This window comes from Citreimonas salinaria (genome assembly GCF_900107235.1).
Classification (GTDB): domain Bacteria; phylum Pseudomonadota; class Alphaproteobacteria; order Rhodobacterales; family Rhodobacteraceae; genus Citreimonas; species Citreimonas salinaria.
This window is the reverse complement of the sequence record NZ_FNPF01000001.1, coordinates 340,252-364,137: the sequence shown is the minus strand read 5'-3', so window position 1 is coordinate 364,137 and position 23,886 is coordinate 340,252. Positions and strand designations below refer to the sequence as shown.

The 23,886-nt window shown below is 65.9% G+C and carries 21 protein-coding genes and 1 pseudogene; 13 read left to right on the top strand and 9 right to left on the bottom strand.

What is annotated here, in order from left to right; all coding sequences use genetic code 11:
- Positions 1-222 precede the first annotated feature (222 nt).
- Genes rho through BLW27_RS01680 form a run of 6 tightly spaced genes read left to right on the top strand, consistent with a single transcriptional unit; the run spans position 223 to position 6,995 of the window.
- Positions 223-1,494, top strand: coding sequence for a transcription termination factor Rho (gene rho, locus BLW27_RS01705; RefSeq protein WP_089878232.1), 1,272 nt, complete (start codon positions 223-225; stop codon positions 1,492-1,494).
- 9 nt (positions 1,495-1,503) lie between these two features.
- On the top strand, positions 1,504-2,784 hold the full coding sequence (gene mnmE, locus BLW27_RS01700) for a tRNA uridine-5-carboxymethylaminomethyl(34) synthesis GTPase MnmE (protein WP_089878229.1): 1,281 nt from the start codon (positions 1,504-1,506) through the stop codon (positions 2,782-2,784).
- Positions 2,785-2,787: 3 nt separating this feature from the next.
- The gene (gene mnmG, locus BLW27_RS01695) at positions 2,788-4,662 is read left to right on the top strand and encodes a tRNA uridine-5-carboxymethylaminomethyl(34) synthesis enzyme MnmG (protein WP_089878226.1); all 1,875 of its coding nucleotides are present in this window, start codon (positions 2,788-2,790) and stop codon (positions 4,660-4,662) included.
- Positions 4,659-5,270: a 16S rRNA (guanine(527)-N(7))-methyltransferase RsmG gene (gene rsmG, locus BLW27_RS01690; RefSeq protein WP_089878224.1), complete on the top strand. Its 612-nt coding sequence runs from the start codon at positions 4,659-4,661 to the stop codon at positions 5,268-5,270. Before mnmG ends, rsmG begins: the two co-directional genes overlap by 4 nt.
- Positions 5,263-6,072 carry a ParA family protein gene (locus BLW27_RS01685; RefSeq protein WP_089878221.1) on the top strand — a complete coding sequence of 270 codons (810 nt, stop codon included), beginning with the start codon at positions 5,263-5,265 and terminating at the stop codon, positions 6,070-6,072. The genes rsmG and BLW27_RS01685 overlap by 8 nt, the downstream gene beginning before the upstream one ends.
- 23 nt (positions 6,073-6,095) lie before the next feature.
- On the top strand, positions 6,096-6,995 hold the full coding sequence (locus BLW27_RS01680) for a ParB/RepB/Spo0J family partition protein (RefSeq protein ID WP_089878726.1): 900 nt from the start codon (positions 6,096-6,098) through the stop codon (positions 6,993-6,995).
- Positions 6,996-6,998: 3 nt separating this feature from the next.
- On the opposite strand, the gene hemW is transcribed toward BLW27_RS01680, so the two are convergent.
- Genes hemW through rph form a run of 3 tightly spaced genes read right to left on the bottom strand, consistent with a single transcriptional unit; the run spans position 6,999 to position 9,473 of the window.
- Positions 6,999-8,189, bottom strand: a complete 1,191-nt coding sequence (hemW, locus tag BLW27_RS01675) for a radical SAM family heme chaperone HemW (RefSeq protein WP_089878218.1) — start codon at positions 8,187-8,189, stop codon at positions 6,999-7,001.
- Entirely contained in the window at positions 8,149-8,763 is a 615-nt protein-coding gene (gene rdgB, locus BLW27_RS01670) for an RdgB/HAM1 family non-canonical purine NTP pyrophosphatase (RefSeq protein WP_089878215.1), read from the bottom strand. Before rdgB ends, hemW begins: the two co-directional genes overlap by 41 nt.
- A complete protein-coding gene (gene rph, locus BLW27_RS01665) occupies positions 8,760-9,473 on the bottom strand; it encodes a ribonuclease PH (RefSeq protein ID WP_089878212.1) in 714 nt (237 codons plus the stop codon). The genes rdgB and rph overlap by 4 nt, the downstream gene beginning before the upstream one ends.
- Positions 9,474-9,584: 111 nt before the next feature.
- Between rph and hrcA the strand changes: the two genes are divergently transcribed.
- Complete coding sequence (gene hrcA, locus BLW27_RS01660; RefSeq protein WP_089878209.1) at positions 9,585-10,655, top strand: heat-inducible transcriptional repressor HrcA; 1,071 nt, start codon at positions 9,585-9,587, stop codon at positions 10,653-10,655.
- 3 nt (positions 10,656-10,658) lie between these two features.
- The gene (locus BLW27_RS01655) at positions 10,659-11,210 is read left to right on the top strand and encodes a nucleotide exchange factor GrpE (RefSeq protein ID WP_089878206.1); all 552 of its coding nucleotides are present in this window, start codon (positions 10,659-10,661) and stop codon (positions 11,208-11,210) included.
- A 73-nt stretch (positions 11,211-11,283) separates the two neighbouring features.
- On the opposite strand, the gene mutS is transcribed toward BLW27_RS01655, so the two are convergent.
- Positions 11,284-13,896 (bottom strand): DNA mismatch repair protein MutS, encoded by a 2,613-nt coding sequence (mutS, locus tag BLW27_RS01650; RefSeq protein WP_089878203.1) that lies wholly within the window; start codon positions 13,894-13,896, stop codon positions 11,284-11,286.
- A gap of 129 nt (positions 13,897-14,025) precedes the next feature.
- Between mutS and BLW27_RS01645 the strand changes: the two genes are divergently transcribed.
- Both BLW27_RS01645 and BLW27_RS01640 read left to right on the top strand, forming a co-directional pair.
- Positions 14,026-16,281: an NADP-dependent malic enzyme gene (locus BLW27_RS01645; RefSeq protein WP_089878200.1), complete on the top strand. Its 2,256-nt coding sequence runs from the start codon at positions 14,026-14,028 to the stop codon at positions 16,279-16,281.
- A 12-nt stretch (positions 16,282-16,293) separates the two neighbouring features.
- Entirely contained in the window at positions 16,294-17,163 is an 870-nt protein-coding gene (locus BLW27_RS01640) for a ribokinase (protein ID WP_089878198.1), read from the top strand.
- On the opposite strand, the gene msrA is transcribed toward BLW27_RS01640, so the two are convergent.
- The 3 genes from msrA to BLW27_RS01625 form a co-directional block, all read right to left on the bottom strand.
- Positions 17,160-17,789, bottom strand: coding sequence for a peptide-methionine (S)-S-oxide reductase MsrA (msrA, locus tag BLW27_RS01635; RefSeq protein ID WP_089878195.1), 630 nt, complete (start codon positions 17,787-17,789; stop codon positions 17,160-17,162). The two genes, BLW27_RS01640 and msrA, sit on opposite strands and share 4 nt — an antisense overlap.
- 143 nt (positions 17,790-17,932) lie before the next feature.
- Positions 17,933-18,214, bottom strand: coding sequence for an SCP2 sterol-binding domain-containing protein (locus BLW27_RS01630; protein WP_089878192.1), 282 nt, complete (start codon positions 18,212-18,214; stop codon positions 17,933-17,935).
- 94 nt (positions 18,215-18,308) lie between these two features.
- The gene (locus BLW27_RS01625; RefSeq protein ID WP_089878189.1) at positions 18,309-19,535 is read right to left on the bottom strand and encodes an argininosuccinate synthase; all 1,227 of its coding nucleotides are present in this window, start codon (positions 19,533-19,535) and stop codon (positions 18,309-18,311) included.
- Between the two features lie 128 nt (positions 19,536-19,663).
- Between BLW27_RS01625 and BLW27_RS01620 the strand changes: the two genes are divergently transcribed.
- Both BLW27_RS01620 and ilvA read left to right on the top strand, forming a co-directional pair.
- Positions 19,664-20,404, top strand: a complete 741-nt coding sequence (locus tag BLW27_RS01620; RefSeq protein ID WP_245710737.1) for a hypothetical protein — start codon at positions 19,664-19,666, stop codon at positions 20,402-20,404.
- Positions 20,405-20,440: 36 nt separating this feature from the next.
- The gene (ilvA, locus tag BLW27_RS01615) at positions 20,441-21,667 is read left to right on the top strand and encodes a threonine ammonia-lyase IlvA (protein ID WP_089878187.1); all 1,227 of its coding nucleotides are present in this window, start codon (positions 20,441-20,443) and stop codon (positions 21,665-21,667) included.
- 10 nt (positions 21,668-21,677) lie between these two features.
- On the opposite strand, the gene BLW27_RS01610 is transcribed toward ilvA, so the two are convergent.
- Positions 21,678-22,010, bottom strand: coding sequence for an Hpt domain-containing protein (locus tag BLW27_RS01610; protein WP_089878184.1), 333 nt, complete (start codon positions 22,008-22,010; stop codon positions 21,678-21,680).
- 139 nt (positions 22,011-22,149) lie between these two features.
- On the opposite strand from BLW27_RS01610, the gene BLW27_RS01605 reads away from it, so the two are divergent.
- Complete coding sequence (locus BLW27_RS01605) at positions 22,150-23,445, top strand: PP2C family protein-serine/threonine phosphatase (RefSeq protein WP_089878181.1); 1,296 nt, start codon at positions 22,150-22,152, stop codon at positions 23,443-23,445.
- Here BLW27_RS01605 and BLW27_RS01600 read toward each other — a convergent pair.
- Positions 23,426-23,878: pseudogene (locus tag BLW27_RS01600) on the bottom strand (NUDIX domain-containing protein). The gene BLW27_RS01605 and the pseudogene BLW27_RS01600 overlap by 20 nt on opposite strands.
- Between the last annotated feature and the right edge of the window lie 8 nt (positions 23,879-23,886).

Here is a 23,886-nt window from a genome sequence, read left to right as displayed (position 1 = left end):
TTGCGAAAGGGTTAATCCCCAGCCATCTGAGGGGCCTACTATCACAACAACCTTATCTTTCTCTTTATTTGAGAAGGTAGGGACGGCCTTCAGGAGGTCTCGACGGCTTCGATTGACGAAACCGGGGGCGTGCTGCTATCAGCCTTGATGTCTCCTGTTCTGGATGACACCCCCCTGCCTGCACGACCCGCGGTGCCTTCGGTGCCCGTGAAAGGATGTCCGATGACCGAGGAACGCCTCAACCTCTCCGACCTGAAGGCGAAAAGCCCCAAGGACCTGCTGTCCATGGCCGAGGAACTCGAGATCGAGAACGCCTCGACCATGCGGAAGGGTGAGATGATGTTCCAGATCCTGCGCGAACGCGCGGACGAGGGATGGGAGATCTTCGGCGACGGCGTGCTGGAGGTGCTGCAGGACGGCTTCGGCTTCCTGCGCTCGCCCGAGGCGAACTATCTACCGGGCCCGGACGACATCTACGTGTCGCCCGACATGATCCGGAAATACTCGCTGCGCACCGGCGATTCCATCGAGGGCGAGATGCGCGCGCCGGACGATGCCGAGCGCTACTTCGCGCTGGTCAGCGTGACACGCATCAACTTCGAGGAGCCCGAGAAGGCGCGGCACAAGATCGCGTTCGACAACCTGACGCCGCTGTACCCCGACGAGCGGCTGAAGATGGAAATCGAGGATCCGACGATCAAGGATCGGTCGGCCCGGATCATCGACCTGGTGTCGCCGATCGGGAAGGGACAGCGGGGCTTGATCGTCGCGCCGCCGCGGACCGGCAAGACCGTGCTGCTGCAGAACATCGCGAGCAGCATAGAGAAGAACCACCCCGAATGCTACCTGATCGTCCTGCTGATCGACGAGCGACCCGAGGAGGTCACGGACATGCAGCGCTCGGTCAAGGGCGAGGTCGTGTCGTCGACCTTCGACGAGCCTGCGCAGCGGCACGTCGCGGTGTCCGAGATGGTCATCGAGAAGGCCAAGCGCTTGGTCGAGCACAAACGAGATGTTGTTATCCTTCTTGACTCGATCACAAGACTTGGCAGAGCGTTTAACACGGTCGTGCCCTCGTCTGGTAAGGTCTTGACCGGCGGTGTGGACGCGAACGCGCTGCAGCGGCCCAAGCGGTTCTTCGGCGCGGCGCGCAACATCGAAGAGGGCGGCAGCCTGACTATCATCGCCACCGCGCTGATCGACACCGGCAGCCGCATGGACGAGGTCATCTTCGAAGAGTTCAAGGGCACCGGCAACAGCGAGATCGTGCTGGACCGCAAGGTGGCCGACAAGCGGGTCTTCCCGGCGATCGACATCCTCAAGTCCGGCACGCGGAAGGAGGAGCTCTTGGTCGACAAGGGCGATCTGCAGAAGACGTTCGTCCTGAGGCGGATCCTCAACCCGATGGGCACGACCGACGGTGTCGAGTTTTTGATCTCGAAGTTGAAGCAGACCAAGACGAACGCCGAATTCTTCGACTCGATGAACAGCTAGGATAAGGCTATGGACACGATCTTTGCCCTGGCGTCGGCTCCGGGCAAGGCGGGTCTGGGGGTGATCCGGGTGTCGGGTCCGCGCGCGGACGATGCATGCGACGCCTTGGCTGGAGGGCGTCCGGAATACAGGCGAGCGAGTCTGCGCCGACTGCGGGACGCCGAGGGCGGTGTTCTGGACGAAGCACTGGTTCTACGCTTCGACGCCGGCAAGAGCTTTACCGGCGAAGAAGTCGTTGAATTCCATCTGCACGGCAGCGTGGCGATCATCCAGGCTGTCCTACGCCGGCTGGGTGCGCTCGACGGCTTCCGTATGGCAGAGCCCGGAGAATTCACCCGGCGGGCGTTGGAGAACGGGCGGATGGACCTGACGCAGGTCGAAGCCCTAGCAGATCTCATAGATTCGGAAACCGAGTCGCAGCGGCGCCAGGCGCTAGATCTCCTCTCAGGCGCACTCAGCGCCCGGGTAGGGCGGTGGCGCGACGCAACGCTGCGGGCTGTCTCGCTGCTCGAAGCGACGATCGACTTCGCGGATGAAGACGTGCCAGTGGACGTGTCTCCGGAAGTTAGGGCGCTGTTGACCGAGGTTGTTGAGGGGATCGAAGCCGAGTTGTCCGGCCTTGATGCGGCCGAGCGTGTCCGGACGGGTTTCCAGGTAGCCATCATCGGGCCGCCAAATGCGGGAAAGTCTACACTCCTCAACTACTTGGCTGGCCGAGAGGCCGCGATTACTTCGGAAATAGCTGGCACCACGCGCGATGTGATCGAGGTTCGCATGGACCTCGGCGGGCTTGCGGTGACGCTTCTGGATACAGCGGGGCTTCGCGAGACCGACGACGCGGTGGAGCGAATCGGAGTGCAACGCGGGCGTGAACGCGCCGAGGCGGCCGATCTGCGTGTGCACCTTGTGACCGAAGATATCACGCCGGGCGTCGTTCCAGGGCCGGATGATCTGGTATTCCGCGCGAAGATTGACCTTGTGGGCGGTGAGGGCGTGTCTGGAACGACCGGGCAGGGGGTTCCGGCGCTGGTCGACGCGGTTAAGGCGCGGCTGATGGACAAGGCGGTGCAGGCGGGGCTTGCCAGCCGCGAACGTCACCGCCTTGCATTGACGGCCGGCGCTTCACATCTTCATGCAGCGATCGGGCTTCTCGACAGCGGTGCGGATCTGTATGAACTGACCAGCGAGGAGGTGCGACTCGCGCTGCGCAGGCTCGAGGCACTGCTGGGCCACATAGACGTGGAGCAGATCCTCGGAGAAATTTTCTCGAGCTTCTGCGTCGGAAAATAGGGAGTGTTTCACGTGAAACATCATTTCGACGTCGTCGTGATCGGCGGCGGCCACGCCGGCACCGAAGCCGCGGCCGCTGCTGCTCGCATGGGCGCCACGACGGCTCTGGTGACGCTGCGCGAAGCTGACCTTGGCGTCATGTCTTGCAACCCGGCGATCGGCGGGCTGGGAAAGGGACATCTCGTTCGTGAGATCGACGCGTTGGATGGCATCATGGGCGTAGCGGCAGATCAGGCCGGCATCCAGTTTCGTCTTCTGAACCGCCGGAAAGGCCCGGCCGTGCAAGGGCCCCGTGCGCAAGCGGATAGGACCCTGTACCGCGCGGCCATCCAATCGGCCATTCGCGGACAGAAGGCTGTCGACGTCGTGCAGGGCGAAGTGGTTGATTTGATCCAGGCCGGAGACCGCGTCGAGGGCGTTCAGCTTGCCGACGGCACGGTCTTGCGTGCGCGCGAGGTCATTCTGACCAGCGGTACCTTCCTTCGCGGCGTCATCCATATTGGAAACGAACGGCGCAACGGTGGGAGGATGGGCGACAAGCCGTCCATTCGGTTGGCGGAGCGTATTGATGACTTCGGGCTGCCCTTGGGGCGCCTCAAGACGGGGACGCCCCCGCGTCTAGACGGGAAGACCATAGATTGGTCGAAACTTGGGGAGCAGCCGGGCGACGACGATCCGGTCATGTTCTCCTTCTTGTCCGGAAAACCCGTCGCGCGTCAAATCTCTTGTGGAATCACTGCGACGACCGCTGCGACGCACGACATCATTCGCCAGAACCTCGATCGGTCAGCGATGTACGGAGGTCACATCGAGGGCGTCGGCCCGCGCTATTGCCCTTCGATAGAAGACAAGGTGACGCGTTTCGCGGACAAGGAATCGCACCAGATTTTCCTTGAACCGGAAGGGCTTGACGACGACACGATCTATCCGAACGGAATTTCGACATCCATGCCGGTGGATGTTCAGAAAGCCTACGTGCGCACCATTCCCGGCTTGGAGGCAGTGCAGATCCGCCAGCCCGGATACGCGATCGAGTATGACTACGTGGACCCCCGCGCTCTGGACCGGACGCTCGCGGTTCGATCTTTGCGGGGACTGTTCCTGGCGGGACAAATTAACGGTACGACGGGCTATGAAGAGGCTGCCGCTCAAGGTTTGGTCGCGGGTTTGAACGCAGCACGGCGAGCGCAGGGCAGGGAGCCGGCGTTTTTCGAGCGGACCGAGTCGTATATTGGCGTCATGGTCGATGACCTCACGACTCGCGGCGTCGCCGAGCCGTACCGAATGTTCACGTCCAGGGCCGAATTCAGGCTGTCTCTGCGCGCTGATAATGCTGATCAACGTCTTACGCCGAAGGGCATCGCGTTGGGCTGCGTCAGCGAGGCAAGGCGGCGCGCGTTCGGTCGGAAACTGGAGAAACTGGAGACGGCGCGCGAAATGCTTCAACAGGGAACATTCACGCCAAACCAGTTGCAATCCATCGGCGTCAACGTCAATTCCGACGGGGTGCGACGCACAGCGTACCAGTTGCTGTCCTTTCCGGACGTGTCTTTCGATGACGTGCGGATGCTTGACGAGGCCTTTGCTGAAATCGAGCCAGATACCGCCACACAAATAGCCAAGGAGGCGATCTACGCGAACTACCTGGCGCGTCAGCAAAGGGACGTCGACCTGCTGAAGAAGGACGAGGCGGTAGCGATTCCCTCGGGCTTTTCTTATGACGCGCTGCCCAGTTTGTCGAACGAGCTGAAAGGCAAGCTGTCGCGCACGCGGCCGGAAAGCATCGCCCAAGCGGCCCGAATAGAGGGCATGACGCCCGCGGCGCTTGCCTTGATCGTGGCACGGCTTCGGCAAGACGAGCGACGCGCTATTGCATGACGGAACGGGCGGATCTTGATGTTTCACGTGAAACAAATGAGCGGCTGACTCTCTTTGCCGATTTGTTGGCGAAGTGGAACCCACGCATCAACCTCGTCTCTCGAAGTAGTCTGAGCCACGTCTGGACGCGACACATCGCGGATTCGGCGCAACTCTTCGATCTGGCTCCCGCCAATGCACGGAAATGGGTAGACCTTGGTAGCGGCGGTGGCTTCCCGGGTCTTGTCGTCGCCATACTCGCGGCCGAGAAATCGCCCAACATGCATATCACGCTGGTCGAAAGCGATGGGCGCAAGGCGGTTTTCCTGCGCACCGTGCTGCGCGAAACCGGAGTGAGTGCTGCAGTCGAGGCCGCTCGGATCGAACATGTCGTACCGCTTTGCGCTGACGTCGTCTCGGCCAGAGCGCTGGCGCCGTTGGACCTCCTGTTGGGTCACGTCGCGCGCCATTCCGCCGTCGACGGGATAGCGCTCCTCCCCAAAGGAATAAGCTGGCAAAAAGAGGTGGATATCGCCAAGAAGTCTTGGACCTTCTCGCACCGGGTCCATACAAGTGAAACGGACCCCTCATCCGTCATCCTGACCGTCGGAGACCTTTCGCATGTCTGATCTGCAGCGGCCGGCATCGCCGAAGATCATCGCGATTGCCAATCAAAAAGGCGGCGTCGGCAAGACGACGACCACGATCAACCTTGGCGCGGCACTGGCCGAAACGGGGCTCAAGGTTCTCATCGTCGACATTGATCCACAGGGAAACGCCTCGACCGGCCTGGGGGTCGAGTCCGAAATGCGTGCCTACACCAGTTACGATCTAATACTGGACGACATCGCATTGACGGATCTGGTTCACGAGACGGCAAGCCCCAATCTCTCCCTCATTCCGGCCAATGTCGACCTCAGCTCTGCGGATATCGAACTATATTCCAACGAAAAGCGCAGCTTCCTGTTGCGCGATGCGCTTCGACGTCCCGATCTACTGGAACATGGTTATGATTTCGTTCTGATCGACTGCCCGCCGTCGCTCAACCTTCTGACGATCAACGCCATGGTTGCCGCGCATTCGGTGCTCGTGCCGCTTCAGAGCGAGTTCTTCGCGCTCGAGGGTCTGTCGCAATTGATGCTGACAATCCGCGAAGTCCGGCAAAGCGCAAATCCCAATCTGCGGATAGAGGGCATCGTCATGACGATGTATGATGCCCGAAACAATCTGTCGCAGCAGGTCGAGGCGGATGCGCGCGCAAACCTTGGCGAATTGGTTTTCACCACGGTCATACCGCGCAACGTTCGCGTCAGCGAGGCTCCGTCCTACGCGCTGCCTGTCCTTGAATACGACTCGACATCGAAGGGCGCGCAGGCATATCGGGCATTCGCGTCGGAACTGTTGAGGAAAAACCATCTGTTGGCCGCATGAAGAACGAAGGACGCGAAACACGCATGGCACCGAAGAAAGAACAGCGCCGCGGGCTGGGACGGGGCCTGTCCGCGTTGATGGCGGATGTCGAAACCGTCGAACCCGGCGATTCCGGCCGTCCACGCGCCGACCGAGTGGTGCCGATCGAACGAATCGTGCCAAACCCTGATCAGCCGCGCCGTTCGTTTACCCCGGCGCAGCTTGAAGAGCTTGCGAATTCGATCCGGACGAAGGGTGTCATCCAACCGCTGATCGTGCGCGTCGATCCGGCCGACCCCGACCGGTTCCAGATCGTAGCGGGGGAAAGGCGGTGGCGTGCTGCGCAGATGGCGCAGTTGCACGAATTGCCGGTTCTTGTCCGAAGCTTCGACGACACCGAGGTTCTCGAGGTTGCGATCATCGAGAACATCCAACGCGCCGATCTGAACCCGATCGAAGAGGCGCTGGGATACCGTCAGCTGATGCAGAAGTTTGGCCACACGCAGGAAAAGATGGCCGAGGCCTTAGGCAAAAGCCGCAGCCACATCGCGAACCTTCTGCGCCTTCTCAACCTGCCTGAAACCGTGCAGGCCATGGTGACAGAGGGTCACCTCAGTGCCGGCCACGCCAGGACGCTCATCACGGCGGAAAAGCCGGACGAATTGGCGCAAGCGATTGTCGCAAAAGGACTTTCAGTACGGGAAGCCGAGCGGCTGGCCAAGGGGCCGTCCAGCACGAAATCCAAGCCGCGCCAGCGCGCCGATGGGACGAGCTTCGACAAGGATGCTGACACCAAGGCGCTCGAGGGCGATTTGTCGGCTGCATTGGGCATGTCGGTGCGGATAGACCACAGATCTGGTGCCGAAAGCGGCGCTCTCACGATCAGCTACGACACGCTGGAACAACTCGATACGCTGTGCGCGCTGCTGAGTTCGCACCGCTAGGCTTCAGTCCGGCATCAACTCGGCGATGACTGCGTTCAACAGAAGGCGACCGCGCGCAGTCGCCCCTATGCTTTCATCCCGTGCCCAGAGCAAGTCCTGAGCGATCAGTTCATCAATCGAGCGGTGGAACCGCGGATCCTTGGCGACAGCGCCTAGACCATCAACATCTAGACCTTCGGTTAGGCGCAGACCCATCATCAGGTATTCCGCATCCCGATCTTCGTCCGTCAAGACTTCGATGGATTCATCACCGTTGCCGGCCTCGGCCGCGCCAAGCCACTTGCCCGGGGCCAACCATCCGGCGTTCGAGCGCCGCGCGCCATCCATTGTGACACGACCATGCGCGCCGGGGCCGACACCGACCCAGTCGCCCGACCGCCAGTAGACCAGGTTGTGGCGCGATTCCGCACCCGGCCGGGTGTGGTTCGACACTTCGTAGGCCGGCATGCCCGCCGCGCCGCAGATGTCCTGCGTCATCTCGAACAGGTCCGCGCCCAGATCCTCGTCGGGCAGGCCGCGCAACCCGCCAGCCTGGCGCCGGTCCCAGAATGCGGTGCCGGGCTCGATCGTCAGCTGGTACAGCGACAGGTGATCTGCGGCCATGTCCAGCGCCTCGCTCAGTTCGTCGCGCCACGCTTCGCGCGTCTGGCCCTGCCGGGCATAGATCAGGTCAAAACTCACCCGGTCGAACGTCTTCCGGGCGATGTCGAACGCCGCCCGCGCCTCGTCCACGTCGTGCAGCCGGCCAAGCCGTCGCAGGTCGCCCTCGCGCAGCGATTGTACGCCCAGCGACACGCGGTTCACCCCCGCTTCGGCAAAGCCGCGAAACCGCGCCGCCTCGACCGAGCGCGGATTGGCCTCCAGCGTGATCTCGATGTCGTTCGCCCAAGTCCAGCTATCCTGGGCCGCCCGCAGCACCGTATCGACGGTCTCGGGTGTCATCAGCGACGGCGTTCCCCCGCCGAAGAAGATCGACGACAGAACGCGCCCCGGCGTCACCTCGGCCCAGCGGCGCACTTCGGCGGCCAAGGCATCAGCCCAGCGGCGCTGGTCTATCGACGCCGTGACGTGGCTGTTGAAGTCGCAATAGGGGCACTTGGCCTCGCAGAAGGGCCAATGGACGTACAGGCCGAAGCCGCCGCGCTGCCAGGGTTCAACGGGCAAAGCAGCCTGCGACAAGCTTGGCGAAGGCATCGGCACGGTGGCTGATGCGGTTCTTTTTCCAGCGATCCATCTCGCCGAAGGTCACGTCGTATCCCTGCGGCTGGAAAATGGGGTCGTATCCGTGGCCCTGGTCGCCGCGCATCGGCCACACGATACGGCCTTCCATCCTGCCGGGGAACACCTCGTCATGCCCGTCGGGCCAGGCGAGGACCAGGGTACAGCAGAAGCGTGCGGTCCAAGGCTCGGGTGCACCACTTTCGACCAGCCGGTCATGCGCCGTTGTCATGGCCATGACGAAGTCCCGGCCCTGAGGCGTTTCCGCCCAGTCGGCGGTGTAGACGCCGGGAGCCTTGTCCAGCGCGTCGATCTCGATCCCGGAATCGTCGGACAAGGCGGGCAGGCCGGTCGCCTGCGCCGCCGCATGCGCCTTGATCCGCGCGTTTTCGACGAAGGTGGTGCCGCTCTCGACCGGCTCGGGCAGGTCCATCGCCTTCGCGCCGATGACGGTCACGTCGAAATCCGACAGCAGGTCGGCGATCTCGCCCAGTTTGCCGCTATTGTGCGTGGCGACCAGCAACGTGTCTCCGTCGAAGCGCCGGATCATGCAACGGCCTTTCGCTGCGCCTCGACCAGTTGCGAGACGCCCGTCTCGGCCAGATCCATCAACTCGGCCATCTGCGCGCGCGAGAACGTGGCGCCCTCCGCCGACATCTGGATCTCGATCAGTTGCCCATCACCACGCAGGATGAAGTTGCCGTCGACGCCGGCCTCGGAATCCTCGGGGTAGTCTAGGTCCAGCAGGGGCTGACCGGCATAGATGCCGCAGCTGACCGCCGCCACCTCCGAGATCAGCGGGTCGGTCTTCACGTCGCCCGCCTTCATCAGCTTGTTCACCGCCAGACGCAGCGCCACCCAGCCGCCGGTGATCGCGGCGCAGCGCGTGCCGCCATCTGCCTGCAGCACGTCGCAATCCACCGTAATCTGGCGCTCGCCCAACGCCTGCCGGTCGACACCCGCGCGCAGGCTGCGCCCGATCAAGCGCTGGATTTCGACGGTGCGGCCGCCCTGTTTGCCTGAAGTCGCCTCGCGCCGCATCCGCGACGAGGTCGAGCGCGGCAGCATCCCGTATTCCGCCGTTACCCAACCCTGACCCGAGCCCTTGATGAACGGAGGAACACGTTCTTCCAGCGACGCCGAGCACAGCACGTGGGTGTGGCCGACCTTGATCAGGCAAGAGCCTTCTGCGTGCCGCATTACACCGGTCTCGATTGAAACCGGGCGCATTTCGCTTAAATTCCGTCCAGATGGTCGCATGAAGCCTCTCCGTTGATTGGCTCGGCATAGACGGGCCGTCACCCCCGGCGCAACCCCGATTGACGCCGGCAAAGAGGCACCTTTAATGGCCCGACTGGCAAGAGGCGCAGTATGAAAGAGGCAGGCGCGCTGCTCGAACAGATGAACGACCGCTCGCGCGAAGTGTTCCGGCGCGTGGTCGAGGGGTATCTGGCATCGGGCGAGCCCGTGGGCTCGCGCGTACTGACGCGCACGCTGTCGGAAAAGGTTTCGGCTGCGACGGTACGCAACGTTATGCAGGACCTGGAATTCCTGGGCCTGCTGGACAGCCCCCATGTCAGCGCCGGTCGCGTGCCGACGCAGCTCGGCCTTCGCATGTTCGTCGACGGGCTGCTCGAGGTCGGCGACCTGGAAGCCACCGACCGCGAAAAGCTCGACGCGACGCTGGGGTCCAACACCGACGACGTGGGCGGATTGCTGGACCGGGTAGGGCATGCGCTGTCTGGCGTGACGCATGGCGCGTCGCTCGTGCTGACGCCGAAGCACGAGGCGCCCCTGAAGCATATCGAATTCGTCAGTCTGTCGCATGAACGGGCCCTGGTGGTCATCGTCTTCGCCGACGGGCACGTGGAAAACCGTCTGTTCACGCCACCGAAGGGACAGACGCCCTCGGCCATGCGCGAAGCGGCCAACTTCATCAACGCCTTCGTCGACGGCAAGACGTTGTCCGAGTTGAAGACCGTCATGGCACAGGAAATCGTCAGGCGGCGCCAGGAGCTCGACTCGCTTGCGGCCGAGCTGGTGGAATCCGGCGTCGCCGTGTGGGAGGCCGAGCCGGACATGTCGGCGCGCCTGATCGTGCGCGGCCGCGCCAACCTGCTGGGCGAGGACGCCGCCGAGGAAGAACTGGAAAAGATCCGCCTGCTGTTCGACGACCTCGAGCGCAAGCGCGACATCGCCGAGTTTCTGGAACTGGCCGAGGAGGGCGACGGCGTGCGCATCTTCATCGGATCCGAGAACAAACTTTTTTCGCTTTCGGGTTCCTCTCTGGTGGTCTCTCCATATATGAACGCGGACCGAAAGATCGTGGGCGCGGTAGGCGTGATCGGCCCGACCCGCCTGAACTACGGCCGCATCGTCCCCATAGTGGACTACACGGCCCAATTGGTCGGACGGCTGATCGCCGACCGGCAGCAGAGGTGAGACATGGCAGACCCGAAGGAAGATCCGTTTCTCGACGATCCCGAGGCGGTGGAACCCGAAGACGAGAGCGAGCCCAGCAACGAGGATGTCGAGCTGGACTCGCTGCGCGCCGAGCGCGACGAGCTGAAGGATCGACTGCTACGCGCGCTGGCCGATGCCGAGAACGCGCGCAAGCGCGCCGCGAAGGACCGGCAGGAGGCTCAGGCCTATGGCGGCACGCGCATCGCCCGCGACCTCCTTCCCGTCTACGACAACCTTCAGCGCGCGCTGGCCGTGGCCAAGGATGACGACACTTCTGCCTCAACCGCGCTGGTCGAGGGTGTCGAGCTGACGCTAAAGGAACTGGCGACTGTCTTCGACCGCCACGGCGTGACTCGGATCGAGCCGCAGGTCGGTGACCGCTTCGACCCGCAGCACCACGAGGCGATGTTCGAGGCGCCGGTGCCTAACACCAAGGCCGGCGAGATCATCCAGGTCTCGGCCAGCGGCTTCCTGCTGCACGACCGGCTTCTGCGCCCCGCGCAGGTGGGCGTCAGCTCGACACCGGCCAGCTGAGACCGTGCTTGCGACGGGGGCGTTGCCCCCGCGCGTCCAGCTTTCTTCATCCAGATGACGGCAGCGGCCGGCCTCAGGCCTGCGTCAGGGCTTTCAGGTCGTAAAGCGCCTGCAGCGCCTCGCGTGGGCTGAGGTCGTCGGGGTTGAGCGCAGCGAGGCGCTCTTCGGCCTCGGATGCCACTTTCGATTGCGTCGGCGGGGCCGCCGCGGCGGCCGAGAACAGCGGCAGGTCGTCGATCAGCGCCTTGGGTGCGGCCCGCTCGCGCTCGCCTTCCTCCAGCGCCTGCAGGACGGTGCGCGCGCGCTCGATGACCGGGGCAGGCAGACCCGCCAGTTTCGCCACCTGCACGCCGTAGGAGCGGTCGGCGGCACCGTCGCGCACTTCGTGCAGGAAGATCACCTCGCCCTGCCATTCCTTGACCGCAACCGTGGCGTTGCGCACGCCGTCCAGCTTGCCCGCCAGCTGCGTCAACTCGTGGTAATGCGTCGCAAACAGGCCGCGGACGCGGTTCACCGCCTGAAGGTGCTCCAGCACGGCCCAAGCGATCGACAGCCCGTCATAGGTGGCGGTGCCGCGCCCGATCTCGTCTAGGATCACCAGCGCGCGGTCGTCGGCCTGGTTCAGGATCGCGGCGGTTTCCACCATCTCGACCATGAAGGTCGACCGGCCGCGTGCAAGATCATCCGAGGCCCCGACGCGGCTGAAGATCTGGCTGACCAGCCCGACACGCGCCGCGCGCGCAGGCACGAAGCTTCCCATCTGCGCCAGCAGCGCGATCAGCGCGTTCTGCCGCAGGAAGGTCGACTTGCCCGCCATGTTCGGACCGGTCAGCAGCATCACCGCCGCGCCGTCGCCCGCGTCGAGCGCGCAATCGTTGGCCACGAAGGGCGTGCCGCTGGCTTCCAGCGCGGCCTCGACCACAGGGTGGCGGCCGCCCTCGATCCGGAAGGCGCGGCTGTCGTCGACCTGCGGCATCGTCCAGTCCCGGGCGCGCGACAGGTCGGCAAGGCTCAGGCTCAGGTCGAACTCGGCCAGCCCCAGCGCCAGCCCGGACAGCGCCGGCGCGGCGTCGAGGACCTGCGCGCGCAGGTCCGCGAACAGCCGCTTCTCGATGTCCAGCGCCTCGCCGCCGGCGTTGAGGATGCGCGTCTCGATCTCGGACAGTTCGACGGTGGTGAAGCGCAGCTGGTTGGCGGTGGTCTGGCGGTGGATGAACGTGTCCGACAGCGGCGGCTGCAGCATGCGGTCGCGGTGCGTCGCGGTGGTCTCGATGAAGTAGCCCAGCACGTTGTTGTGCTTGATCTTGAGGCCGGAGATGCCGGCCTGCTGCGCGTAATCCGCCTGCATCCTGGCGATCACGCCGCGCCCCTCGTCCCGCAGCTGGCGCGCCTCGTCCAGCGCGGCGTCGTGACCCGCGGCGATGAAGCCGCCGTCGCGTGCCAGAAGCGGCGGATCGGCCACCAGCGCCGCGGCCAGCGTGCCGCGCAGGGCGTCGAAGCCACTCAACGCGGCGCGTGCCTCGTCCAGCGTGGTGGGAAGGTCGGTGCCGCCCAGCATTCGCAGGATGTCCGCGGCCTGTTCACACGCGTTGCGGACGGCGGCAAGATCGCGCGGACCGCCCCGGTCGAGCGCTAGCCGCGACAAAGCGCGGTCGAGGTCCGGCACCCGGCGCAGCGCGTCGCGCAGGCGATCGGCCAGCGGCGTCTCGACAGCCCAGCGCACGGCTTCCAGCCGTCCGCGGATGACCGACAGGTCGCGTGACGGCGACGACAGCCGCCGCTCCAGCAGCCGCGCGCCTGCCGCCGTCACCGTTCGGTCGATCACCGAAAGCAGGCTGCCCGCCCGCCCGCCCTGAAGGCTGTGCGTCAACTCCAGGTTGCGGCGGGTCGCGGCGTCGATCTGCATCAGACGCGAGGTCGCTTCGGAGCGGGGCGGCGTGAGGCGGGGCAGGGCGCCTTTCTGCGTGATGTCGAGGTAGTCGACCACGGCGCCCATCGCCGACAGTTCCGCCCGGTCAAAGGTGCCGAAGCCCGACAGCGTCGAGACGCCGTAGGCCGTGCACAGCCGCCCCTCGGCCGCGGTGGAATCGAAGCTGGCCGCGCCTAGGACGGTGGGCCAGACGCACAAGTCGCCCAGGACCTCGCGCATGGTCTCGTCCACCGCGTCGGTCGTCAGAAGCTCGGACGGCGACAGGCGCGCGATCTCGGCACCGATGCGCGATTGCCCGACCGGCATCACGTGAAACGCGCCGGTCGAGATGTCGCACCACGCCAGCGCCCAGTCGTCGCGCACCCGCGCCAGCGCCGCCAGGTAGTTGTGCCGCCGCGCGTCCAGCAATGTGTCTTCGGTCAGCGTGCCGGGGGTGACGAGGCGCACCACCTCGCGCCGCACGACGGACTTGGCGCCGCGCTTCTTGGCCTCGGACGGGGGCTCCATCTGCTCGCACACGGCGACGCGGAAGCCTTTGCGGATCAGCGTCAGCAGGTAGCCCTCGGCCGCGTGGACGGGAACGCCGCACATCGGAATATCGTCGCCGTCATGCTTGCCGCGCTTGGTTAGCGCGATGTCCAGCGCCTCGGCGGCCGCCGCCGCGTCGTCGAAGAACAACTCGTAGAAATCGCCCATCCGGTAGAACAGCAGCGCGTCGGCGTAATCCGCCTTGATCGACAGGTACTGCGCCATCATTGGCGTGACGGACGCGTCGGGCGCCTTGACGTTTGCGTTCACGAACCTTCCCCCGGCCGGTTTCGCGTGACATTAAGGCTGACGGAGGCGCGGTAAAACCGGAAAACCGCCGCGAGCAAGGGGGAAGCCATGTCCAGAACCAAGTACACGCGCGAAGAGGCGCTGGCGTTCCACTACGAGCCCATGCCCGGCAAGTGGGAGGTCAACGCCACCGTCCCGATGACAACGCAGCGCGACCTTTCGCTGGCCTATTCCCCCGGTGTCGCCGTGCCCTGCGAGGAGATCGCGCAGAACCCCGAACTGGCCTACGACTACACCAACAAGGGCAACCTCGTCGCGGTGATCTCGAACGGCACAGCGGTGCTGGGGCTGGGCAACCTCGGCGCGCTGGGCTCGAAGCCGGTGATGGAGGGCAAGTCGGTCCTGTTCAAGCGCTTCGCCGACGTGAACTCGATCGATATCGAGCTGGATACCGAAGACCCGGACGAGTTCATCAAGGCAGTCAAACTGATGGGCCCGACCTTCGGCGGCATCAACCTCGAGGACATCAAGGCGCCGGAATGCTTCATCATCGAGCAGACGCTGAAGGAGCAGATGGACATCCCCGTCTTCCACGACGACCAGCACGGGACGGCGGTGATCTGCGCCGCGGGGCTGATCAACGCGCTGCACATCAGCGGAAAGAAGATCGAGGATTGCCGCATCGTGCTCAACGGCGCGGGCGCGGCCGGGATCGCCTGCATCGAACTGCTCAAGTCGATGGGCGCGCGGCACGAGAACTGCATCGCCTGCGACACCAAGGGCGTGATTTACCAGGGCCGCACCGAGGGTATGAACCAGTGGAAATCGGCCCACGCGGTGAAGACCGACCTGCGCACGCTCGAGGAGGCGATGAAGGGCGCGGACGTCTTCATCGGCGTGTCGGTCAAGGGCGCGGTGACGCCCGCCATGGTCGAGTCGATGGCCGACAACCCGGTCATTTTCGCCATGGCGAATCCCGACCCCGAGATCACGCCCGAAGAGGCGCAGGAGATCCGCCAGGACGCGATCGTCGCCACCGGCCGGTCCGACTACCCCAACCAGGTCAACAATGTGCTCGGGTTTCCCTACCTGTTCCGCGGCGCGCTCGACATCCACGCCCGCGCCATAAACGACGCGATGAAGATCGCCTGCGCCGAGGCGCTGGCTGCGCTGGCGCGCGAGGACGTGCCCGACGAGGTCGCGCTGGCCTATGGCACGGCGCTTAGCTTCGGGCGCGACTACATCATCCCCACGCCCTTCGACCCGCGCCTGATCTGGCGCATCCCGCCGGCGGTTGCGCGCGCGGGCATGGATACCGGCGCCGCGCGGCGCCCGATCATCGACATGGAGGCCTACGAGGAAAGCCTGAAAGTCCGCATGGATCCCACCGCCTCGATCCTGCGGTCGATCAACGCGCGCGCCCGCGCGAACCAGACGCGGATGATCTTTTCCGAAGGCGACGACCCGCGCGTGCTGCGCGCGGCGGTGATGTACCAGCGCTCGGGGCTGGGTCAGGCGCTGGTGGTGGGGCGCGAGGCCGACGTCAAGGCCAAGCTGGACGCCGCGGGCCTTGCCGACGCGGCGAGCGAGATCGAGGTGGTGAATGCCGCCAACACGCCGCATCTCGAGACCTACAAGGAGTTCCTGTACGCCCGCGGCCAGCGCAAGGGGCTGGACCGGACAGACGTGCACAGGCTGGCGGCGCGCGACCGGCACGTCTTCGCCGCGCTGATGCTGGCGCACGGGCACGGCGACGGGCTTATCCTGGGCGCCACGCGCAAGTCGGCGCACGTGATGGAGCTGATCAACCACGTCTTCGACGCCGACGCCAAGCACGGTGCCGCGGGCGTGACCGTGCTGCTGCACAAGGGCCGTATCGTGCTGGTCGCCGACACGCTGGTGCACGAATGGCCCAACGAGCATGACCTTGCCACCATCGCCGAGCGCGCCGCCGGCGTGGCGCGGCACCTCGGGCTGGAACCGCGCGTGGCCTTCGTCAGCTTCTCGACCTTCGGCTACCCGGTGTCGGAGCGCGCCGAGAAGATGCACCTCGCCCCCGAGGTGCTGGACGCCCGCGGTGTGAGCTTCGAATACGAGGGCGAGATGACCGTCGACGTGGCGCTCAACACCCGCGCGCAAGAGGCCTATCCCTTCCAGCGCCTGACCGGCCCGGCGAACATCCTTGTGGTGCCGGCACGCCACTCGGCGTCGATCTCGGTCAAGATGATGCAGGAATTGGCGGGCGCGACGGTGATCGGTCCGATCCTGACCGGCGTCGACAGGTCGATCCAGATCTGCTCGACCAACTCGACCGCCAACGACATCCTGAACATGGCGGTTCTTGCCGCGTGCAAGGTGGGCTAGGGACCTGCCGCGATGACGGTCTTCAACCTGGGCTCTATCAACGCGGATCTGGTCTATCGGCTGCCGCACCTACCGGCACCGGGCGAGACTTTGGCGTCGAGCGAATTCTCGCGCGGACTGGGAGGCAAGGGGGCGAACATGTCGGTGGCGGCGGCGCGGGCGGCCGCACGTTGCGTGCATCTGGGCGCTGTCGGCGCCGACGGCGGCTGGGCGGTCGAGCGGTTGCTGGAATACGGCGTCGACACTCGCCACATTCGCACTGTCGACGGCCCGACCGGCCACGCGATCATCATGGTCGACGACGCCGGCGAGAACGCGATCGTGCTGCATCCCGGCGCCAATCACGAGCTGACGGCCGAGCATCTGGAACCGCTGGCCGAGGCGCGGGACGGCGATGTCTTCGTTTTCCAGAACGAAACCAGCCTGCAGCGCGAGGGGGCCGAAATGGCCTCGGCCCGGGGCATGCGCGTCGCCTATGCGGCGGCGCCCTTCGACGCGGATGCCGTGCGGGCGGTCCTGCCGCTGCTGGACCTGCTGGTGCTGAACGCGGTCGAGGCGGCACAACTGGCCGAGGCAACCGGCATGCAGCCGCAGGCGCTGCCAGTGCGCGACGTGGTGGTGACGCGCGGGCCCGATGGCTGCGACTGGCACGACACCGACGCGGGCACCACGCGTCACTTCGACGCGCTGAAGGTGCGTCCTGTCGACACCACCGGCGCCGGCGACACCTTCACCGGTTATCTTCTGGCGGGGCTCGATCGCGGAATGCCGATGGCGCAGGCGATCGGCCTTGCCACGAAGGCCGCGGCGCTGATGGTCACGCGCCACGGCACCGCCGACGTGATCCCGGACCTGCGCGAGGTCCAGGACCTGTCGCTCTAGCCCGCGAAGGGGGCGTCGTCGCCCCAGATATCGCGCACGCGCTGGTCACGGCGGCAGCCCTCGCGATACCGCTCGTAGGCGTCGGCGCGGTCGATATAGCCGAAACGCGTCAACGTGCGTTCCGAGCTCTTGTAGTAATCCTGGTGGTAATCCTCGGCGCGGTAGAACTCGTCGAGCCCGAGGATCGGCGTCACGATCTCTTGGCCGAGTTCCCGCTCGGCGGCGGCTTTCGCGGCCTCGGCGGCCTCGCGTTCCTCGGGCCCGTCGACGAAGATCGCGCTGCGATAGCTGTCACCGCGGTCGCAGAACTGCCCCCCGGCATCGAACGGATCGATCGAGCGGAAGAACAGGTCGTAAAGCTGACGCGCGTTGATTTCGCTTTGGTCGTACTCGATGCGCGCGGCCTCGTAATGGCCGGTATCGCCGCCGGTGACCTGGTCGTAGGTCGGGTTCTCGGTGGTGCCGCCGGTATAGCCCGAGACGACCTCTGACACGCCGCGGACCTTCTCGAAATCGGCCTCGACACACCAGAAGCAGCCGCCGGCGACGACGATCTCGGCGGCGTCGGCCCTGGGGGCGACGGTCAGGGCCGCAGCTGCGGCAAGGGTCAGGATGGCAGTGCGCATGGTGTCCTCCGGGTTTTCCACATTGGTCCGGCAACGCATGCATCAAAGCAAGGTTCGTGCGCGGCTTTCACCACTAGGTGATGCTGCGTGAGCCCCCGGAGGAAGGCGCGCGCGCGCCTGAACCTAGGTTGGTGGTTCGACCGCTACAGCAGCTGTCCCAGTTTCAGCGCGACGCTCATGTCGCCCGAAACCTTGATCTTGCCCATCGCGAAGGCGGTCATCGGGTTCAGCTGGCCTTGGACCAGCTTCGACAGGTTCGCCTGCGAGATGCGGATGGTGCAGTCGGCGACGGCGTCCGAATGCGTCACTTCGGACCCTTCCAGCCGCAGGGCTCCGTCCTCGCCGCAATCGAAGCGCAGGCTTTCGTCCAGCGGCTTGCGGGCCAGTCCTTCGCGGATGCGCGCGGCGATCTCGTCCATATTCATCGTCACTGTCTTCGGGTCCCTTCCTGCGATGCGCCGATCATGGCGCAAGCGGGCAGGAACCCGGTAGCGTGACGTTACGTGCCGCGCCGCAGCGTCAACGTGCCAGCCGCCGTTTGCGCGCCGCCAGAAGGCGCAGGCGCAGCGCGTTGAGCTGGATGAACCCGGCCGCGTCCTTCTGATCGTAGGCGCCGGCGTCGTCCTCGAAGGTCACGTGCGCCTCGGAATACAGGCTTTCTTCGGACCAGCGGCCGATGGTGCGCACCGACCCTTTGTAGAGCTTCAGCCGCACGGTGCCGCTGACGTTCTCCTGGCTCTTGTCGATCAGCGCCTGCAACATCTCGCGTTCCGGCGAGAACCAGAAGCCGTTGTAGATCAGCTCGGCGTAGCGCGGCATGATCGAGTCCTTCAGGTGGCCCGCGCCGCTGTCCAGCGTGATCTGCTCGATCCCGCGATGCGCCTCCAGCAGGACGGTGCCGCCGGGGGTTTCGTAAATGCCGCGCGATTTCATGCCGACGAAGCGATTCTCGACGAAGTCCAGCCGGCCGATCCCGTGCTTGCCGCCCAGCTCGTTCAGCCTGGTCAGGATCGCGGCGGGCGACAGCGCCTCGCCGTTGACGGCGACCGGGTCGCCCTTGGCGAAGGTGATCTCGATCAGTTCGGGGTCGTTCGGCGCGTCCTCGGGGTTCACCGTGCGCTGGTAGACGTAATCGGGCGCGTCCTGCGCGGGGTCTTCGAGCACCTTGCCCTCGGACGAGGTGTGCAGGAGGTTCGCGTCGACGCTGAACGGCGCCTCACCGCGCTTGTCCTTGGCGATCGGGATCTGGTGCTGCTCGGCGAACGCGATGAGCGACGTGCGAGAGCCGAGGTTCCATTCCCGCCACGGCGCGATCACCTTGATGTCGGGGTCGAGCGCGGCGCAGGACAGCTCGAACCGGACTTGGTCGTTGCCCTTGCCGGTGGCGCCGTGAGCGACTGCGTCGGCGCCGGTCTCGCGCGCGATCTCGACCAGCCGCTTGGAGATCAGCGGACGGGCGATCGATGTGCCCAGCAGGTACAGCCCCTCGTAGACGGCGTTGGCGCGGAACATCGGGAAGACGAAGTCGCGCACGAATTCCTCGCGGACGTCCTCGACGAAGATCGAGGCCGGGTCGATGCCCAGCAGCTCGGCCTTCTTGCGCGCCGGCTCCAGCTCCTCGCCCTGGCCCAGGTCGGCGGTGAAGGTCACCACCTCGCAGCCGTACTCGGTCTGCAACCATTTCAGGATGATCGAGGTGTCGAGACCGCCGGAATAGGCGAGGACGACTTTCTTGGGCGCGCTCATGGGGGGTTCCTTCCGTCCACGTATCGCGCTGCGGATTATCGGGTTTTCCCGCGCGCGGCAAGGCGCTGGGCGTTGACCGGGCCGCCGGGACTGTTACGCAGGGGACGCGGGTTGCGGCGGAGGGCGCGGTGAAGAAGGGCTGGGACATTTTCATGCACTCGGTGCGGCTGGTGCTGCGCAACCTCGGCCCGGCGCTGCGGGTGTCGGCGCTGCTCTACACGGTGCAGGTGGCCGGGCAGGTCTCGGCGCTCTACAGCCCGATCGAGGCCGCGGAGGTGCCCGGCATGGCCGCCGAGCCATCGCTCCTGAGCGTGATCCTTGCGTTCGCGGCCATCGTGGCCAGCCTGTGGATCGCGGTCGGCTGGCACCGCTTCGTGCTGGAAGAGGAATATCCGCAGGGCTGGCTGCCGCGATGGCACGGGGCGACGCTGCTGCGCTACCTGTGGCGGTCGATCGTCGTGGGGATCGTGGTGGTTCTGGGTATTCTCGTGGCGTTCATCCCGATCATGCTCTTCCTGGCGATCGCGCCGGCCGTCGCCGGGATCTTCGCCTTCGGCATGATTGGCCTGGGCGGCTACCTGTTCTTCCGCCTCGGCGTGACGCTGCCCGCTGCGGCCGTGGGCCACCGCCTGTCCCTGCGCGAAGGATGGCGCGCGACGAAGGACGCCGACGGCGCGATCGTGGTGCTCGCCTTCATCGTGATCGGCGCCAGCCTCGTGATTCAGGCTCCGGCTTTGGTGAATCCCGACCCGACGTCTATCGTGAACGTGGTCTACACCATCGTCACCGGCTGGTTCGCGACGATCATCGGGGTGTCCGTCCTGACGACGCTTTACGGCCACTACGTTCAGGGCCGCCCCATCGACTGACTTGCGCGGGGGCGCGCGCTGGGCCACAGATCGCACATGACCGATTTCCAGAACGCCGCCCGCGCCGCGGCCCATGCCATGCGCGACGTGTTCGAGCCCACGCCGCTGTCGCGCAACGCCCACTTGTCCGAGCGCTTCGGCGCGGACATCTGGCTCAAGCGCGAGGACCTGAGCCCGGTGCGCAGCTACAAGCTGCGCGGCGCCTTCAATGCCATGCGAAAGCAGGCCGAGGCGCCGCTGTTCGTCTGCGCCAGCGCGGGTAACCACGCGCAGGGCGTGGCGTGGTCCTGCCGGCATTTCGGCAAGCGCGGCGTGATCTTCATGCCGGTCACGACGCCGCAGCAGAAGATCCAGAAGACCCGCATCTTCGGCGGCGACAACATTGAGATACGGCTGATCGGCGACTACTTCGACGACACGCTGCGCGCCGCGCAGGCCTTCTGCGCCGACGAGGGCGGGCACTTCCTGTCGCCCTTCGACGACGAGGACGTGATCGAGGGGCAGGCCAGCGTCGCGGTCGAGATCGTCGAGCAGCTGGGCCGCGCGCCCGACCACATCGTGATGCCGGTGGGCGGCGGCGGTCTGTCTGCGGGTGTTCTCAGTTATCTCGGCACCGACAGCCTGTTCACTCTGGTCGAGCCCGCCGGCGGCGCCTGCCTGCGCGCTGCGCTGGAAGCGGGCGAACCCGTCGCCCTGCCGCGCGTCGACACCTTTGCCGACGGCGCGGCGGTGGCGAAGATCGGCGAGCGCACCTTTGCCCGGCTGTCGGGCGTCGGCGCTGCGAACACGCTGACCATCCTCGAGGACCGGCTCTGCACCACGATCCTCGACATGCTCAACGTCGAGGGCATCGTGCTGGAACCGGCCGGCGCCCTGTCGGTCGATGCGCTGAAGGATCTGGGTCAGGCGATCCGCGGCCGGCAGGTGGTCTGCGTCACCACCGGCGGCAACTTCGACTTCGAGCGTCTGCCCGAGGTCAAGGAACGCGCCCAGCGGTATTCCGGCATAAAGAAGTACTTCATCCTCCGCCTGCCGCAGCGGCCCGGTGCGCTGAAGGACTTCCTGAACCTGCTGGGCCCCGACGACGACATCGCGCGGTTCGAGTATCTCAAGAAGTCCGCGCGCAACTTCGGGTCGGTCCTGATCGGAATCGAGACGCTGGACCCCGCAAATTTCGCGCGGCTGTTCGCCAAGCTGGACGAGCACGGCTTCACCTATCAGGACATCACCGACGATGAGCTTCTGGCCCGGTTCGTGATCTGACCTGTCGCGTTTACGCGGCGAAGCGCCGGGCGAATTCGGCTTCGAAAGCGGCCAGCGACGCGGCGAAGATGTTGCGGACTTCGGCCGGGCGCACCGCGTTCATGTCGCCCTGCGCGGCCGCCCGTTCCCCGGCGCGGCAGATATCGGCCAGCGCGGCGAAGCCCAGGTTCAGCGACGCGCCCTTCAGCGCGTGCATCCGCTCGCGCAGCACCGCCGGGCTTCGCGCCGCCGGCAGGTCCGCGATGCATTGCGACACCTCGGTCAGGAAAAGCTCGGCCACCTCCTCGAAGTCCTCCGCGCCGATCTCGTCGCGCAGTTCGCACACGCGTGCCCAGTCGATCATCGCACATCCCCTTTTCCCGCGCTCCGGGGCTTTCCCGAGATTGGGGGAAAAGGGTGAACGAAGGACGAGCGCCAAATCGCTCTTTGCGTCGCATTTTAGGGTTCACAGCTTCTTAATCGGCACCGGTTCTTTTCGTCGGATGCAACGCGCCGGTCCCTCGTCGCACGACCCCAAGACCGACCCGGCGGGGCGGCCGGCATCCGTGCGCCACGTGCTGATCGTCGACGACAGCAGGGTGCAGTTGCGAATCCTGCGCTCGATGCTCGAACGCTGGGGCTTTGCCGTCGCGCAGGCCGAGAGCGGCGAGCAGGCGATCGAGGCGTGTCTTGCCGCGCCGCCCGACATCGTGATCTCGGACTGGATGATGCCCGGCATGAGCGGCGTCGATCTGTGCCGGGCGTTCCGTGACCTGCCGCACGACGGCTACGGCTATTTCATCCTGCTGTCCGCCAAGACCGACAAGGCCGAGGTCGCCGAGGGGCTGGACGCGGGCGCCGATGACTTCCTGTCGAAGCCCGTCAACGCGCCGGAACTGCGCGCGCGCCTGAGTGCCGGTTCGCGCGTCCTCGCGATGGAGCGCGCGCTGTCCGACCGCAACCGCCAGCTGGGCGAGGCGCTGGACCAGTTGCGCGTCCTGCATGCCGAGATCGACCGCGATCTGAAGCAGGCGCGGACCATCCAGCAGGCGCTGGTGCCTGAACGCTCGCGCCTGTTCGGCACGTCGCGGGTCAGCCTGCTGCTGCAGCCCTGCGGTCACGTCGGCGGCGACCTCGTCGGCATGTTCAGCCCCGGGACCGGGCGGCTGGGGATGTACGGCATCGACGTTTCGGGCCACGGCATCACCTCGGCCATGGTGACCGCGCGTGTGGCGGGCTACCTGTCAAGCCGCTTCCCCGACCAGAACCTCGCGCTGGAACGCCGCTTCGATCGCTATTTCGCGCTGCACCCGCCCGAGGTGGTCGCCGAAAAGCTCAACCGCCGGCTGGCGGCCGACCCGGGCGTCGATGAATACCTGACGATGGCCTACGTCACCGGCGACCTGCACAGCGGAGAGATGAGGATGGTCCAGGCGGGACATCCGCCGCCGATCCTGCTGCGCGCCGATGGCGAGATCCGGCTGCTGGGCGAGGGCGGCCTGCCGATCGGGCTCGTGCCGGACGTTCGCTACGACCAGGTCCGCTTCGACATGGCGCCGGGCGACCGCCTGCTGATCTATTCCGACGGCTTCACCGAGGCGCGGATGCGCGACGGCTCGATGCTGGAGGAGCAGGGGCTGGTCGACCTCTTCCGCCAGACCGCCGCCCATGCACGGGGCGAGGAGCTGTTGCACGACATGTTCTGGCGCCTGCGCACCGAGCTCGTCGACAGCGACCTGGGAGACGACGTCTCGGCCGCGCTTCTCGAATTCGACGCGCTCAGCGTCGAGACTCCGTGACAGGCAAGCCGGCCACGAAGGCCGCGTCGCCGGGATTGCCCAGCAGCGCCGCGGCCTCGGCGTCGGGCATTCAGCACGCCAGATGCCCCGGCTCGGACGGCGCACCAAGGCGGCGCACCGGCCGTGCCAGGTAGATCGTGCACAGCTTTTCGGCCCAAAGGTCGTATTCCGGCATGAAGGTGAACCGCCGGAAGGCTCCCAGCCGCCGCGGCGGGCCGATGCTCCAGCCGGTTTCCTCGAACACCTCGCGGTGCAGCGCGGCAACCGGATGCTCGCCCGCTTCGATGCCGCCACCCGGCAGCTGGTATTCCGGCACCGGGTCGCTCTGGTGGGTCAGCAGAAGCGCGCCGTCGCGCGGCAGGATCGCGTAGACCCCCGGGCGCAGCGTCCAGCGCCGGCCGGGATCGGGCGGCGCACCGTACCGTCGGATCATCGCTCCCC